Annotated in this window: 10 protein-coding genes; 2 read left to right on the plus strand and 8 right to left on the minus strand. The window is 53.0% G+C overall.

What is annotated here, in order from left to right:
• Positions 1–104 precede the first annotated feature (104 nt).
• Together Q4D85_RS08680 and Q4D85_RS08685 are read left to right on the plus strand one after the other, a co-directional pair.
• Positions 105–554 (plus strand): hypothetical protein, encoded by a 450-nt coding sequence (locus tag Q4D85_RS08680; RefSeq protein WP_303199739.1) that lies wholly within the window; start codon positions 105–107, stop codon positions 552–554.
• Between the two features lie 330 nt (positions 555–884).
• Positions 885–2,585, plus strand: coding sequence for an SIR2 family protein (locus tag Q4D85_RS08685; RefSeq protein ID WP_303199740.1), 1,701 nt, complete (start codon positions 885–887; stop codon positions 2,583–2,585).
• On the opposite strand, the gene Q4D85_RS08690 is transcribed toward Q4D85_RS08685, so the two are convergent.
• The 8 genes from Q4D85_RS08690 to Q4D85_RS08725 all read right to left on the minus strand — a co-directional run bounded on the left by Q4D85_RS08690 (position 2,566) and on the right by Q4D85_RS08725 (position 15,630).
• The gene (locus Q4D85_RS08690; protein WP_303199741.1) at positions 2,566–3,096 is read right to left on the minus strand and encodes a hypothetical protein; all 531 of its coding nucleotides are present in this window, start codon (positions 3,094–3,096) and stop codon (positions 2,566–2,568) included. The genes Q4D85_RS08685 and Q4D85_RS08690 overlap by 20 nt on opposite strands.
• Positions 3,093–5,837 carry a hypothetical protein gene (locus Q4D85_RS08695; protein ID WP_303199742.1) on the minus strand — a complete coding sequence of 915 codons (2,745 nt, stop codon included), beginning with the start codon at positions 5,835–5,837 and terminating at the stop codon, positions 3,093–3,095. Before Q4D85_RS08695 ends, Q4D85_RS08690 begins: the two co-directional genes overlap by 4 nt.
• Positions 5,838–6,138: 301 nt before the next feature.
• Positions 6,139–6,786 carry a hypothetical protein gene (locus tag Q4D85_RS08700; protein WP_303199743.1) on the minus strand — a complete coding sequence of 216 codons (648 nt, stop codon included), beginning with the start codon at positions 6,784–6,786 and terminating at the stop codon, positions 6,139–6,141.
• Positions 6,787–7,189: 403 nt separating this feature from the next.
• The gene (locus tag Q4D85_RS08705; protein ID WP_303199744.1) at positions 7,190–8,341 is read right to left on the minus strand and encodes a hypothetical protein; all 1,152 of its coding nucleotides are present in this window, start codon (positions 8,339–8,341) and stop codon (positions 7,190–7,192) included.
• 12 nt (positions 8,342–8,353) lie between these two features.
• Positions 8,354–8,506: a hypothetical protein gene (locus tag Q4D85_RS08710; protein WP_303199745.1), complete on the minus strand. Its 153-nt coding sequence runs from the start codon at positions 8,504–8,506 to the stop codon at positions 8,354–8,356.
• Complete coding sequence (locus tag Q4D85_RS08715) at positions 8,503–9,987, minus strand: hypothetical protein (protein ID WP_303199746.1); 1,485 nt, start codon at positions 9,985–9,987, stop codon at positions 8,503–8,505. Before Q4D85_RS08715 ends, Q4D85_RS08710 begins: the two co-directional genes overlap by 4 nt.
• A gap of 69 nt (positions 9,988–10,056) precedes the next feature.
• The gene (locus tag Q4D85_RS08720; protein WP_303199747.1) at positions 10,057–13,482 is read right to left on the minus strand and encodes a hypothetical protein; all 3,426 of its coding nucleotides are present in this window, start codon (positions 13,480–13,482) and stop codon (positions 10,057–10,059) included.
• 267 nt (positions 13,483–13,749) lie between these two features.
• A complete protein-coding gene (locus tag Q4D85_RS08725; RefSeq protein WP_303199748.1) occupies positions 13,750–15,630 on the minus strand; it encodes a hypothetical protein in 1,881 nt (626 codons plus the stop codon).
• Between the last annotated feature and the right edge of the window lie 2 nt (positions 15,631–15,632).

Below are 15,632 nucleotides of genomic sequence, written 5' to 3' on the forward strand. Positions count from 1 at the left end.
CTTTTGTTACGACACACCCGCCAAAACCCCAAAACCACAGGTCAAAAATTCACACCCATTTCCCCGGTGAGAAAACCTCCTTGTTTGTTTAAAGGAGTGTGGGGATGAAACCTGAAGAGATTAGTCGGTTCAACGACATTGTGGATGCCATTGAAGACGGCACCCTGATGGATAACTACGACGCGTTTATTCGCACAGTCCTCACCTTTATAAAAGACAAGGTGGTGCCGCTTGCCACCGACCCTGCACCAGTAGCCTCACTGGTGGAATGCGGCTTCGGTTTCCTTGACGGTGCTATAACTGCAAAGGCTTTAGAATCCGCATTCAGAAACTATGGGGATGCAACCGGCTACTGGGATCGCAGCCAACGTGACGACCGCGACGCGCGGATTATTCGTGTGGTGTTTTTCCTATCGAATACGGACTTCCTCACCAACGTCACCCCCGACGACCAACAAGACTCACACATCGCTCACTTCGTGAACGCCCTCTATGAAATCGATGGTGGGCTTGAGCTGTGTGAGAGATTTCTTGAGTGTCTGGAGCGCAGCTGACGTTTTAACGGAGTCTTCTCAGGATTGTGAACTGTACTGATCGTTAGGGGAGGCTTCATCTGTAGTTGAAGCTGACGCTGGTTCCATGAAGAACTGAAATCATATGACAAAAGTAAACAAAACAGGCGGATAACTTTTCGTTTTCCAACCTGAAGGAGATCGCTGCATTCATCAAACACTCTCAACGTGGTATCCGCTATTTCCCCACTCTCGTGGTTTGCTACGAAATGGAAAAGTAGAAGAATTTTTTCTACACCTTACCCACGACAAAGCCTAGTGGAAAATCTTCAATCCCTAAATCGAGAAAACTTAACCAGATACAATAGAAGGATGAGTGAAGTAACAATGCAGATTGCGGATGACTTTAAGAAATCGTTAGAAAAGTATACTAGGGAAAGTCCTTATATGCCCTACCTATTCCTTGGGAGCGGTCTTTCCAGAAGATACTTAGGGCTCCCCGATTGGGGAGGCCTTCTAAAACTATTCTCTGATGAACTGGGCAAAGACTTTGACTATTTGACCGCGTCACATGATAACGATCTCCCTACAGTAGCGTCCGTCATCGCAGAGGAATTTCATGATTTTTGGTGGCATACGGAGAAGTATTCTGAACAGAAAAACAAATATCGGGGAAAAATAAAAGGGAAATCTGGAGCCCTTAAAGTTGCGGTTTCCGAATATATCAAGCAGAAGAGTCAGTTAAAAGCGGGAGTTCCAGGTGTCGATGCCAGTGATATGGCTGAGGAGCTGCGGATCCTTTCGAAAGTATCCGTAGATGGCATTATTACCACAAATTACGACTCGCTTTGTGAGCAGATTTTTCCCGAATTCAGACCATACATCGGACAGCAGGAACTTCTACTGGGGGACGCTCAATTCATTGCTGAGATTTATAAGATTCACGGCTGCATAAGTGATGCTAATAGTTTAATACTTACGGATGCGGATTATAAGGAATTTGAAAGAGGAAATGCTTATCTAGCTGCTAAATTATTGACTATTTTTGCTGAAAACCCAATCATATTCGTTGGATACAGCATGAATGATAAGTATCTTAACGAAATCATAGAGAGTATTTCGCTAGCAGTCGATGACAAAAAAATCAATACCTTAAGTACACGTTTTTATTTAGTTGAATGGAACGATGATCCTGACAGCGTTCCGGTGATGGAGACATGTTCGTTGGAAAGGGGAGGTAAACGATTTCCTGTTACGCGTATCTATACGCATAGTTTTAAATGGATCTGGGAAGTTCTAGCAAGTTTGGAGAGGAGTTTTTCAGGGCCGTTGCTTCGACAGCTGAGAGAAAAGCTGTATGACATTGTAACGATTCTGAATGATGAGCCAAATCGAGAAAAAGTAATTGCTTTGCCTTTAGAATCGCCTGAAGCTAAGGGGCAGAAAGTTGTTTTCGGACTTGGTGAGTTTAAAGGAATTGACACTTCACAGGCAATGACTATTACAGAGAAGATTCTCGAAACTGACGACTTGGTAATGGATGTGTTAGAGAAAGCTCCTCAGCCCATGGAATCGAGTAACATTTTAGATTACGGTATAGTCAAGCATATTAAAGCGCGGAGCAATCAATACCTTCCTACCTGGAAATACTTGCAAAAAAGTGGACGTATTTCAGCTGATGGGGTGGTTAACTTTTCGGGATTAAATCCTGTAATTGAGGCTCTTGCCAACAATAAAATTACCCTGAAATTGGATTCATACATTCGACTTTGTGGAGAATTCAAAGGTTCACTTCCTAAAATCGAAAATAAAGAAAGTGATTTCAATAGGGACCCAGAATTGGTGAATAAGTTACTTGAATCGGAATTTAAAAGTTATTTTTTGGTTGAATCATTAATGTGGTTGGTTTACTTAAGATTGATTGATTCTCAGGATTTTATTGAGGTAGTACACAAGATTTTGCCTGATTTAGAGAGGACTCATCGTGCTAAACTCGCGTGTGTCTATGATAGGTTAGTTTATTCATCAACTCCGATTACCGAATTTTTCTCTATCAAAAATAAAGGTCATTAGGCCTAAAGATTGGAGTAAAAATAATAATCAAGATAAATGGAAAAACTGGGGCAAAGGGAAAATCATAAGTGAACTTCGGTGATAATCGGGCGGCGGCGAAAATACGGGTAACCTCCTCTAAAAAATTCGGCAACACTTCCCGCGCCGTGTCTTCTAACTGAAACGCCAGCTTGTAGATGCGGTTACGCACTCGTTCTGGGGAAGTTTCCGCTTTTCGACGCGCCCACCACACAACCGGAACAAGATCACCGGAGTGATGCGCAATGCGGGGGTCAATGCGGGTCAGCCGGTTGGGGAGACGCGGTGGTTGCTCGGTAATAAACCCCACCAAAGATTCTGATTCCTTCACAAACCCAACGGCTCCCAGCACCTGTGTTTCCACCGCAACGAGATGGTGGGGGACAATCCTTATCACCGGCATGCGAAGGCTTAAAGACGTAGTGAAGGCGACAGCGTGCACCGGCTTGGCTAGGCAATCATGGGATGCGGATACTCGTGGCAACGCATTCATAGTGCAGTCTCTTCAGAAGGACCTAGCTGCTCATAGAGGAACCGCAACGGTGGAGGAATCGAATCAAGGTGGGGAAGTTTAACGTTTGCCCCAGGCAGCCATCGGGTTCCCGGTATCATTCCGGCAATGGCGGCAGCCAAGGTTTCGTCACCTTCGGCAAAGTCGAGGATGGCCAGCGGATTCTTCAAAAACTTGGCGGCTTGACCGGTGGTGCAGGAACGCATCTTGGACGAAACCTTCTCGTTGCGGACGCGAAGGTGGTGAAAACCTGACACGGGCAGGGAATTGAGGGCATGGAAATCGCCTGCACCTGTGTACGGTGGGAAAAACTCGGCGTTGGTGGTGGCGTCGAAAAGCGTAGCCGTGCGGCCGAAACGATCTTTGCGGATCAACCACACTGGGGTGCCGCCATGGGCATCGGTGTGGCCGGGTATCGGGACCACGCCGAAAGGTTCACCAGTAAAGCAGAAGGCGCCCAGTGGCGTAATGCACCAATTTTTGCCGGGCTCAGAATTGCTGGTGAAGCAGAAATTATAGTGCAGACCAGCATCAACACCCAGCGGGGAATCTTCGGTGGTGTCAGTTGCTGGCACCACGAAACTTTCCGAGAAATCCAGCTCGGCGTCCTCCGGCAGGAACCCGAAAGCGTCTTCTGGCAGCGGCACACCTGGAAGCGTACCGGCGCGCAACTGGGCATTGAACTGCGCGGTGGTCAAAGTTTTAGTGCCGGGGAGTACAAAGACGATGTCTTCGTCATCCTCCCACGACTGCACATACACCGGCCCCACACCGATGTGTGCGCCCAGCTCAAACTCGGGCACTGGGGTGCCAGGGGCGATGGAGGTGGTGACAAGGTGCGGGACACCGTCGATCGTGAGGGGATAATCCCCCTCGTAACAAAACTCTTCCGCGTAAATAGGGCGCGGAATTCCCTCGGAAAGCCACATCGACCGTGATGCGATGGTGTGGCGGTCTTCAAAAATAATGAAAACATCATCATCGGTGAGTGAAACCTGATAAACCTCCGGGTTTTCGGTTGTGTGGAAAATGCGTTCGTGGGTTCCATTAATCAGATAAAAATGCCCATCATCTTCAATAAACACCTCGGGGAAATGCCCCAAAACCGACTGATTCTTGCCATGGGTGAAAGGGCCCAGAATCTTTTCAAACGTGGGCCACGAGTATTCCACAATCGTTCCGCGCCTGATCTGTTCGGCCAGCTCCGCAGCGGGATCGACCCCCATGATCCCCGCACACGCGTCCGGGTTGATCGCCTCAAGACGCGGATCTTGGCGAAGATTCTCGAAACAGGCAAGCTCTTCGTCCAAAGCAATCCAAGTCGAAAACGAACCGGCCGCTGCACGCTGCTGGTCGTTGACACGATCAAGCCAGCGGGCCACCAACACCCGGGTGGCAGGGGTATCGAAAAGGGCATCGAATACGCGCCACCGACCGCACCTAGTGACGGAATCAAGAAGCTGCTGCTCAAGATCCGAACATGCGACAAGATGGCTCAGATCGCGGTGGTGATTGTCCTCCCACGCACCAAGATCAAAGTGTGTGAAAGCACTGGGGTCTTCGATGCGGGTACGCACCCTAACACCCAACTCGCACAATACATCCGCGAAATCAGGGTGAAACCTGTACTTATCCTCAGACCACAGGGATTCGACCCCAATAGTGATTGTTAGTCCCTCTAATGCTGTGCCGGTTTCCAGCAAAGCCTCCAGACACTGCTTATCGGTTTTGCTAAAGAACTTTGTGTGCCCCGCACAATCAACCACAGTGCTGAACCAGCGGCGCAATCGATTTGGATCGTCGCACAAAACCTCCCACAGTCCAGACTTGTCAAGCATGTGAAAATAATCAACGAATTGCCACTTCGGCGGGATGACCGTGAGCAGGATTTCCACACTTTCAGGGTGCTTGCGTATAGCTTTAGGCAGTACCCGAGCGATGCTTTCAAGCGGGCCCGCGGCAGTGTCGGCATAAGCTGGGGTGCGCAAGTATGCGGCAACGAAGTCCACGTCAGCGTCAGCACATCCCTTGCCGCACTGCGTGCTTACATGATGCAGGTCGGCGAAAGCCTCCTCATACAGGCTCACCCCCGCATACGCCTGAGCAAGGAGAAGCTCGCCGAAAAACTGGCACCTATACTGCGGCGACAAGCCCCGCGCGGCGCTGCGGGCTTCATGCGACAAAGTGGCGGCGTCGATAAGCCCAAGGGCCGCAAACTCGCGGATTACATGGATGGTGTCGGGGGTGCGGCAAAGCCCGCGTTCAACGTCACGTGCTCGGCTGAAAAAGCGTTGCGCACATTCAAAGTTGCGGGTAGCGACGAAGATCCGTGCGACCTTGTCTAGGAAAAACTCACACAGCTTCGGGGCGGTTTCGCGCAGGCCGTCTGCGGTTTTCTCCGCCCAAACACTGATTTTTTCGGGATCAACCTTCGCTTGTCGACGCGCCCACCGTAGCCGCGCCACAAGCCCGCGGGCGCGGTACGCATGCTGGGGGCTGTGCAAGAGCGTTCTTTCGAAAAAACCCAAGCCACGCGGTGCCGTAAACCCACAAAAGGACTGCCCAGTTGCAGATAAACCGCACATGCCCAACGCCTCCACTTCGCTATCGACGATGGGTTCTGGGCACAGCCGAACAATCGGATGGGAAAGCGCAGGTGATCGGCGGGAAACCGCGACGAGAGGGACATCCGTGGGGTGAGGGGATAAGCGCGGAGTAATCATGGTGAGGGGCGAGATGAGGGCGGTTGGTTAGTGCAGATCAACAAAATTGTAGCGAGCAATAATCACCCATGTGTGCGATTTGCGAGGAATAACGTGCCGCCGCTGCTACGCAGGCTCAACGGGTATTTTCTACCTGGAGCACTACGGGAAGGTGCGATGGGGCGGCCTAGTTTGGCGTCGAAAAGCACATGACGCCAAACCGTGCGCACAAAAGTGGGGAATCCTTAAAGTAAGTCAGGTTCACCAGGGATAACCTGGCTAATCTCAAGGGGTGTGGCAATCCTCAGCGATCGTTGGAGTCTTATCCTCCCTGTGACAAAGCGTCGAAGTCAGTTTTCGCCAGAGTATTACAATCGGAGCCGAACGGGGTTGCGTAGTAGTATTCCACACCAGAAATTGGCATCTCAGGGTACTGAAACTCACGGATAAAAATGGTCAGGGAGCGGTAGGCACCTTCCCCTATTTGTTCCTCCCAGCAAAGCTGATGCTCTTTCATTTGCTGCCCATCTTCAGTTTGAAGGAGGAGTGGGTTCGGAATGCTGGTGATTTCCGCATACTTCATGCCATTGATCTCCCCAAAAGCGCGATCTTCACCCAATGTAGTGCGAACCTTCTCAAGGATCTGTTCGTATGTGACATGGGGATAATTACCCATCCACCTGTGAATTTCTGGCTCATATTGCCGCAAATGTGGAAATGCTTCAATGACTGATGGGTCGTATTCGTTGAAGGAATGACGATGAATATCGACTGCGCCTTCGGGAGCTTGCAACCCCAAAAATCCCACGTCGGTATCCGCCAGAGGTGTCTTATTTTCCACCGAAGTTTTTGGTACAGGGATCGAATGGGACGTTGTGGGGGCGGCTTCTGTCGTTTTGGGTGTATCAGAATTCGAGCAACCCGCAAGAACCAAGGAGCAGGCGGTTAAAGCAAGTAATTGCTTCTTCATAACAATCACGTCCTCAAAAATATGGCGGTCTTATTTCAAAAGCTTAGAGGGTTTAGTGGCGGGGTGGGGTTGTTTTGAATAGGTGATGCGACGAGTGTGAATCGTCCCTGCTAGTCGGCGAGATTGCGTGTTTGAAGAGGGGGATAAAACCGAGGGCGCCGCGCGATTGTAGGGAAAGAATCTGCGATCGTGTTGATTAACAGTGGTGTTTATTGGAGTGGGCGGGCTCTTTATGCCCTATCGCAAACCCAGTATGATTCAGTGATCAGCGCAGGTCAATCATAGTGAGGGAAACTAAAGGTGGTCGGTTAGTACAGGTCAACAAATTTGTCGCGTAATCACCCAAGTTTGCGATTTGTTATGGAAAACGTGAACCCGCTGCCATGTCACACGGGCTTAGGACTCAAGGGGAGGGGGAGCGCTGGGGTTCGCCAGATCGCAAGTACTCAAGGAGCTCACGGGGGTTAGTCTCATGGGTAGAGTAAGAGATTTCGTGGCTGTTTACAGCAATTCCCGCTTCAATCTGATCCGCAACCGCGCGTGCTGCCGGAGTACCCGGGGAAACCACCTGCGCCAGGCAGGTAAGCACAGGAAGCCGATCCTGCCACGAGCATGCGGATACTTCATTACCGTCTTGAATATGAGCGAAAATCAGCTGGGCAAGCTGCGGATACATCGAGCGGGGGATCTGGTCTAGCCACTCATCTTCACAACGAATCCACGGCTGACCCCAACGCCTAGCCCACACAGCCCGCAAACTTTTCATGGAGGGGCCCTTCACATGAAAAAGCGGGTGCCACGATTCGGCAAAGAAAAAGCTAGGGAGCTCCAACGTGAAAACACTAGTGGAAACATTTATATACTCAGTCACTGCCTTATGAAACGCGGTGACATTCCGCTTGCTTATTCCCGCAGGCGGGCGCGTGTGTGGTTTGCCCAGAAAATGGGTTTCAAAAATACGCACCCACACGCTCTTAGGCAGGGGAGTGAATAATGCTGCTTCCTGCGCTTTCTTCTGAAGCAATTCCCCAAACGGATTCTTGGTGGGATGGTTCGCGGGGGATCGCTTCTCGTGCCAGATAAGGATCTGGTCAAGGGCGTAGCGGAACTTATCAGCGGGCACAAACAAATCCTCAACCCGGCATGCAACCGGTGGTGTGGTGGTCAGGGCAGGATTCCACAACAAGTTTTGCTCATTATACAAATAGTGCACAAGGGAATAATCCTCCCAATGCTCCTGTACATGCGGGTAGGGTGAGTGCGCAGTGATCGGGGTTTGACGCCACGTACCCAACACACCATAAGTGGCACACCACGAAAGAAACCCGTGCCAACGCTGCACCACATTAAGTGGAAGATGCGCACGCGAAAGCGCTGCTAGCCACAGTTTTTCGCGGCCAATGGTATCCACAAAATCCCAATCGCTGAAATCAGCGGCACCTTCTACCAGCGGGTGGGCAAGCGCCACCGCCACCCGGTGAACTGCTGCAACAAACTCGGCGTCAGAACCATCCGATGCTAACCGTGGCCGTTGGGGAATACTCAATGCACTCATAGTGGTCGAAGATCAATCGTCGTAGAGGTGAGCCAAGAAGTCGGGCACCGACTCATAGTAAGGCAACGCACAATTTGAATGGGAGATTTCGCGAATATCCGCGATCATTCCCGCAATCGCAGCAGCAAGAACCTTGTCCTGTTCAGCAAAATTGAGAATACTCAACGGATCATTAACCAATTGTGCTTCCTGCTAAGGGTAACCCCACCCGCTAACCTTACTCCCACGAAGACACTCCCATCGAGTTCGTTCCACAGCCTGTGGCAACCAATGGCCTGCTGTTTCTTTTCCCGCACCTTGTCCAACCATTCGCGCAGCAGGTCGCGGGTGGGGTCCAGTGCGAAAAAGGGATTGAAGAAAGATGGATCGAAGCTGAGGTAGGAGTAAACACGGAAGAAAGTGTCCACCGCGATGGGGCGCAAGGTGGGGTCTTTCGCCACATACTTAAGGTCGCGGTGGTGGCTGGCTTTCCAGTTATAGAAGTTCAGGGTTTCTTCGCGTCTGGTTACGGTGATCGTGATTCCTATTTCGAGGAAAACGTCGAGGTAATCCGGGTGGCAGGAAAGCGGATAATTGGTGATCACCATACCCGTTGCTTGCCGAGCGCAGTGGCTGATCTGTGCGATGAAATCACCGTCGGAATGGGAGAAAAATCCTGAGTATTGTTCCTGGTCGATGAGTGTGTGAAGCCACTGTTGGAACGTTTCAGCGCGGGTGCGGATCACCTCCCACAACCCAGATACGTTGAGTGCGGCGAAGTATTGCTTCGCCGTCATGCGTGTGGGGATTGTGTAGGTGAATGCGTGGGCGGCTTCGTGGTTTTTCGCCACGGTAGGCATGGCTGCCAGCACCTTTGTGAGAAGCCTGGCTGAGCTTTTCCGGTAGCTGCGCGTGGTGACGTATTCCGCGAAAAATTCCGCGTCGACTTCTGCTGCGGAAAGCCCAGATGCGACACCGAGGTGTTCTAGGTCCGTGAGGTTGACAAGTGAGAGCCCCACACCGGTTTGCGCCTGGTTGAGCAGCAGGTTGAAGAAGTAGCGGTAGGCTTCTTCGGGGTGCATGTGTGCTGCCAGGCGGTGGGCTTCTTCGGTGAATGTGTGGGCGCTGATGGCCCCAAAAGCGGCGAATTCGGCGAAGGCTTGGGCGTGGCGTTCTGGGGCGATGGCAAGGCCGTGGGCGCGTTCTGTTTCGCGGGCTCTGCCGAAGTAGTGCTTTGCTAAGTGCGCGTTGCCTGCCGTGGTGAAGATGCGGGAGATTTCCTCGAAAAAGGTGGGCAGGAAGTGGGGTACGGATGCTTCGAGGCGGGAGCTTAGCTCATCGATGCGGGTTTTTACCGCCGTGGGCTTGGTTTTTGCTTGTCGACGCGCCCACCGTAGGTCCGCAACAAGATTGAGCGCGTGGTGCGCGTTGTCGGGGTCGGTGAGGATAAGATGCGCGGGGAAACCGAGCGCTCTGGGCTGGGTGTACCCCACGGTCGCGTGGTTTTCCTCCCGCATCCCGATGCGTGTGAGTGCGAGTGTTTCGGCTTGTGCAAGTGGTTCGAGCACGAGCCTGACCAGGGTTAGGTTGGTGTGCGGGTTGTGAAACCGCATGGCGAGTACCAGCACGTCGCCGTCACGTTTGTTGGCTCTGATGGTGTGTGTCATTGTCCGTAACGTTCGGTTCTGAGTTCTTCATACCCAGGGGTGTCGCCTGAAGTGTAGCGCTGCCACACTTCAGCAAACAGGTGTGGGTAGGGCAGGATTGGTGGGCAGGTGGGGATTACGGGTGTGGCTTTTTCTGTGTTCCACAGCAGGTAGTGCGGTGCTTTCCACACCTCTAGTCCTGGTCCTGAGTGGCTTTTTTCGCACCACCCACCGGGCAGGAAAACGCTCCTGCCGGCACCGGTGTGTTTGGCTTCGACGACAAGTTTTTTCACCAGCAGTTCGCTGCGTGCAGTGTCGAGCTGTTTCTTGGTCCACCCGTTCCACTTTTTGGTGTTGGTGTCGGTGGGGTTGAGAAGTGCCAATAGTTGCAGGAAATAGCAGGCCGCGTCGGCGCTGAGCCCTAAGGTGTGCTCCACGTCGGCAACGACTGTGGGTGCGCTTGCACGTGGGTCTTGGCCGGTACCGGTGAAGGGGGGTGCCGGTTTTTAGGTAGTTGATGAGGGGATCGAGGTAGCCTTCTGACACCACGCGGGGTGCCTCGTCTTCGAGTGCGCTGTGGAAGAACCCGAATTTTTCGATGCTGCCGCATAGTTCAGGGGCGTCATCGGCAACCGGGTAGTCGTGAAAGTGGGAGATTTTCTGGGCCAGAGCGCGTGCAGTATCGCTGGAGGCTTCAACAAGCTGTGCCACATACAGGTACACAACCAGCAGGGATGTGCGAAAGGCCCACCCTTCAGGATCAGGTTTGTCGTGGGGGTTTCGGTGAAACTTCTCACTTAGCTTATGGTGGTATTGGGCGGGGATTTCCGCCATCATCGTATCGGTGAGGTGAATCCAAGGAGAACCCCACCGTTTTGCCCACGCTTTCGCCAGCTTCCCAATGTCGGGGCCGGTGCGCACCATGTCCTTATGCCATGCGGTGGCGAGCAGCTCAAACTGGTCTTCCCCGAATTGGGCAGCGCAATCGTGGTAGGCGCGCTCCAGCTTATTAGCACTGAGCCCTAGGATTTCTTGGGCATTGTGTTCCCACTCATCCGTCCACGCTGCGGGGTTGTAGGTGTCACGGTCGACAACAAAGAAGTAGCGCCAGCTTTCCGGCGGGAGGGTCGATACTTGTGCCGCTTCTAAAGCTTTCTGTGCAACCGTCACATTAGACCAGGCGGGATCAGTGGTGGCGTGAGTTGCGTGGCGGTCTTCGTGCCACGTGAGGATCTCATCGAGTGCGCTCAAAAACTCTTCCTGCGCCACGAAGAAGTCATCGCCATTAGCTTGTTTGTTGGAAACATCCTGGTTCCACAACCGTAAGAAGCCGCTGTTTGTGTGCACGATGAGCGCGTTGTTATCCCAGTGTGGGGTAAAGCCGTAGGTCGGGAACGCGTTATCGGCTAGTGTTTCCCGCCGCCACGTGCCTAAAAGTTTCAGGTTCGCACACCACGAATAGAACGTGTGATACTTCCGTACTGTGTCGATGGGGATGCCGGGGCGTGACAGTCGGGCAAGTAGGACCTTTTCTTGCCCAATGTTTTCGACAAGCTTCTTGCAGGAGTGATCCATCATGATCTCCCCAGTTTGCTTCGGCCTATACAGCAGCTTGGCAAGGAACTGAGCATCGTTGACGGAGAACTCTTGGCCCAACGTGGGTGGTAGTGGGAAAAGGGTGGTGGGGTCGTCGCCTTCTTCTTTCGGTGCGACCCCATACATTACGCCTAACCAGCTGGGGATTTCCGTGAGTTCGGGGAGCATGAGCGTCACATCGGGAAGCTGCCCAATCTCGGCAATGGTTGCCGCTATGGTGGTGGCGAGTACCTCGTCACCTTCAACAACCTCAAGAATCGTCAGGGGCTGGTCAATCAGCTGGGCGCATTCTTTCTCAGTTAACTTCGCCAGCTTGGCTGTGACTCGGGGCAGGCGGAACTTATTCACCCCGGCCTGCTCGTCATCAGGGATGGCATTTTTCCAGGTTTCGTCGACAAGCTTCTCCTGTAGTGCTAGGGCGGGGCTGGTGCCGAAAATCTTAAGCATCGCCTGCGGGTGAACGTCGTAAAGCCGCATGTCGGTGAGCAGTTTGCGGCTGGAATACAAGTTTGCGACGGGGCTGGAACTTATCGACGCCACCCAATTCCGCTGGAACTGTTCCAGCCACTCCTTTACGAGTGTGGTTGTGGTTTCCGTTTCGAGGAATACGTCGAGATTGTCGGTAAGTACGCGCGCCGATAGATCGTCGACAAGCCGCCACCTGATTTCCTTGACCGCCATGAGCGCGGAAAGGTCACGGTAATGGCGCTGACACCACGAGGGGAAGTCGAAAGCAATGTCGCGGCGGTAGCGGGATGTTAGCCCCACGCACTCAATACCGGCGGCGACAAAGGCGTCAAGGTAATCCAGGTGGAACGTACGCAGGTTACCCGTCACCCGCAAACCAGTAAGGGTGGAGGCGTTCGCGTCGATCGCTTCAAGAAACTCACGGTGGGGTTCCTGCGCAAACGAGTCGATGTAGTAGGCCTCGTTGAGAATCAGCGAAACCCATGCCCTAAACCGCGCCGGGTCGGTGCGCAACTTCTCCCACAGGTTGGCGGCTTTAAGCAGGTCAATGTAGCTTTCGATGGTGGTTGTTGTGGGGATAAACTCGGCAAGGTGCACACCAGCCTCCGGGTGCTGGGGCACAAGGCGTTTCAGTGTGGGCAGAATTTTACGCTGCAGCGCCATAGCGGTGCGGAGGAATCCGGGAGTGGGGGCGTAGGCGAGCACGAATTCATTATCCACATCTTTGGCTTCGAGGCCTGCTGCGGCGCCTAAACCCCGCAGGTCTTTGAGCGCATCCGCGTAAGCGGGAACCCCGCCGTGTGCATGCGCGATGACCAATGCGAGAAAATGCTGGTAGGCCCTAAGCGGTTCCATGAGGGCGAGCACGCGGCGAGCTTCAAGGGAGAACACTTTTGCGCTGACCACACCCAACCCCGCGAACTCAGAGAACACCGCGGCGTGGCGTTCGGGATCGACTTCAAGGTTGAGATCCGTTTCAAGCTGGCGGGCCTTGCCGAAAAACTGCTTCGCGTAGTTAAGGTTGTTTACGCGGTGGAAAATGCGGGCGATTTCCTCAAAGAAAGCGGGGATAAAGTGGGGGACAGATTCCTGCATGGTTGCCGCGACGGATTCTACCCGCGTTTTCACCTTCCCCGCCTGATCATCAGCGTGTCGACGTGCCTTCTGTAGCTCCCGAACCAGGCTAAGCGCGTGGTGTGCGTTTGTGGGGTCAGTGAGCACTGCCCAGGCTAGGAAACTTGACGGCTGGTGGGTGGTGTAGCCAATCGGGGTGTGGGATTGTTTGATAAGACGGAATGCCGCAAGCGCGAGCGATTCCGCTTCCACTATTGGCTGAGGAATAAGCTTAACCAGCGGGGCAACGAGACCAACATCTGCGGTGAATGCGACCGCCATGAGCGGAATGCTTGACGGGTGGTTGTGGGCGGAAAACAGTGGTGCTGTGCTTCTCATGGCGGTCGTTCTTTTTACAGTGGGGATCAACGGATTTAGCAACTATTTTCCATTATCTTTGTTCGAAAAGTGGGCGGTTTTCGAAAGTTTTTCATTTCCCCACAGTGAGCTAGGTTCCGACCCCATCACGCTCGCTGTCACAGTATCGAAAAACACGTGCGATTTCTTCCAAGAGAACAGGGTAACTGCCCATCCGACGGTGTCGTTTTGCTTGTCGACGCGCCCACCGCAGGCAGCCGACAATCTGCGGGGTTAGCAATCGCAATCCTATTCATACAGGTATGTGAGGAATTTCGGCACGCTCGTAAGAGGCGGTAGATCCATATCGACGTGGGAAAGTTGGCGGATTTCGGCGAGAATTCCCGCGATCGCAGCAGCCAAAGTTTCATCGCCCTCGGCAAAGTCGAGGATGCTTAACGGGTTGTCGATCAACGCACGTGCCTGCTCGGTGGTGCAGGCCCGCATCTTCGCGCTAACCTTCTTGTTGCGCACACGAAGCTGATGGAAACCTGCTGGCCGCAGATAGTTCAACACATGAAGATCGCCCGTGTGGGTGAGTGAAGGCGCTATGTGGTTTTCGGTGGCGGCGTCGTACAAGCGAATGGTGTCGTCGTAAAATTCAGGCTCGCACACGTACCAGATGGTGCTTGCAGGCTTTTCGACGGCGAAAAAGTCTGGAATCTTATGGGAGTAGAACGTGCCTAATGGGCTGACATAGCATGTCTGGAACGTGACATCGTCAAGGTACCCAGAAAAAGAAAACCCGTACAGTCGGTTGCCATCAACACCGCAGGGGGAATGCGCGGTGGAATCCGATGCTGTGGCAGTGAAACTTTTCGAAAACGATAGGGGAACACCACTTTCAGCCGCAACCGCAGCGGCTTCTGGAATGTCGAGGCCATCTAAAGTTCCTGCGGCGAAGTGCCGATCAAATTCTTCAACTGGAATGCATTCACCGCAAGGAAGTACCGTGAGGTTTTCCGAATCCACAGCATCAGCGACATACGTCGGCCCAAACCCGAGACGAATCCCCACCGGTGAAATTTCATGGCTAGAAGCGGAAACTGGATTGCCGCCAATAAAATACTGGTCGCCGATCTTTTGGGGATAATTGAAAGAAACAGCATCGAACGAACCATCGGGCATCAGGTGGGGTTGGCAATCAGAAAGCCACATCCATTCGTAGTCATACGGGGGCTCGGCGTTCTCGTAGATGATAAGGACATCATCGTCAATGGGAAAAGCGGGCCACACAACAGCTATTGGGGGTGCGGTATCGGGGATGAGGAAGCTGCGGGTGGTTTCGCCGTCGAAAAGCACCAACTTTTTGCCCTTACGTACCGAAACATACGGAAAAGCTTCCCCCACTTGCGCGTTTTCGTTCGTGCCGATGAGCGACACCGCACCCTGTTCGAAAGCGGGCCAGGTGAATTCCACGAGAGTGCCTAGGCGCAGGCGTGCGGCGAGCTCCTCAGCCGCATCGCAGTGCAGGATTTCCGCCACTGCTTGCGGATTAATTTCCCGTAGTCGGGGCTCGGCAGCGATAAGTTTCAGCGTCGATTCCGCCGCCGCCCATTCGCCTAAGAACCCAGTAAGTTCTTTGCGGCGATCGCGCCACCGCTCAAGAATGTAACTTAAAAACTCCCTCGCCGGCGAGGCACCAAGAAACGCGTCCACATTGCCAATTACCAGGTTGAACCGAAAATTCCGCGATAATTCTTCACGGATTCTCTCATTGCTTAAAAGACACCCAAGATCGCGGTGGTGCTGTGCAATCCAGCCATCAAAGACTGGGTGAAGCCAACTAGGGTCGAAGCGAATCTGCGACTGCTGAACACCCGCTGCAAGAAGCGCGTCCGGATAGTCGAGGTGGAAAAAATTGATCCGCAGCCTTATCGCACGCCCTGCAAGTGCGTTGGCATTGTGCTCAATCGCATCCAGCAACCTGGCACTGGTGGGGTAGAAGAACTCCTGTGCCGAATTACCGTAGTTGATGGCGGCTTGAAACCACGGCACAAACTCTTCCGGGTCGGTGGTTAGGCGTTCCCACAGGCCAAGTGACTCGATAGCTGCCACATATTCACTGACATCACCGTACGTGGTGATCGTAGCGTGCAAAGTTTCGTGCAAGCGTGGTTCGGTTTTCATCG

The organism is Corynebacterium sp. (assembly GCF_030532965.1).
In the GTDB taxonomy this organism is placed as follows: Bacteria; Actinomycetota; Actinomycetes; order Mycobacteriales; family Mycobacteriaceae; genus Corynebacterium.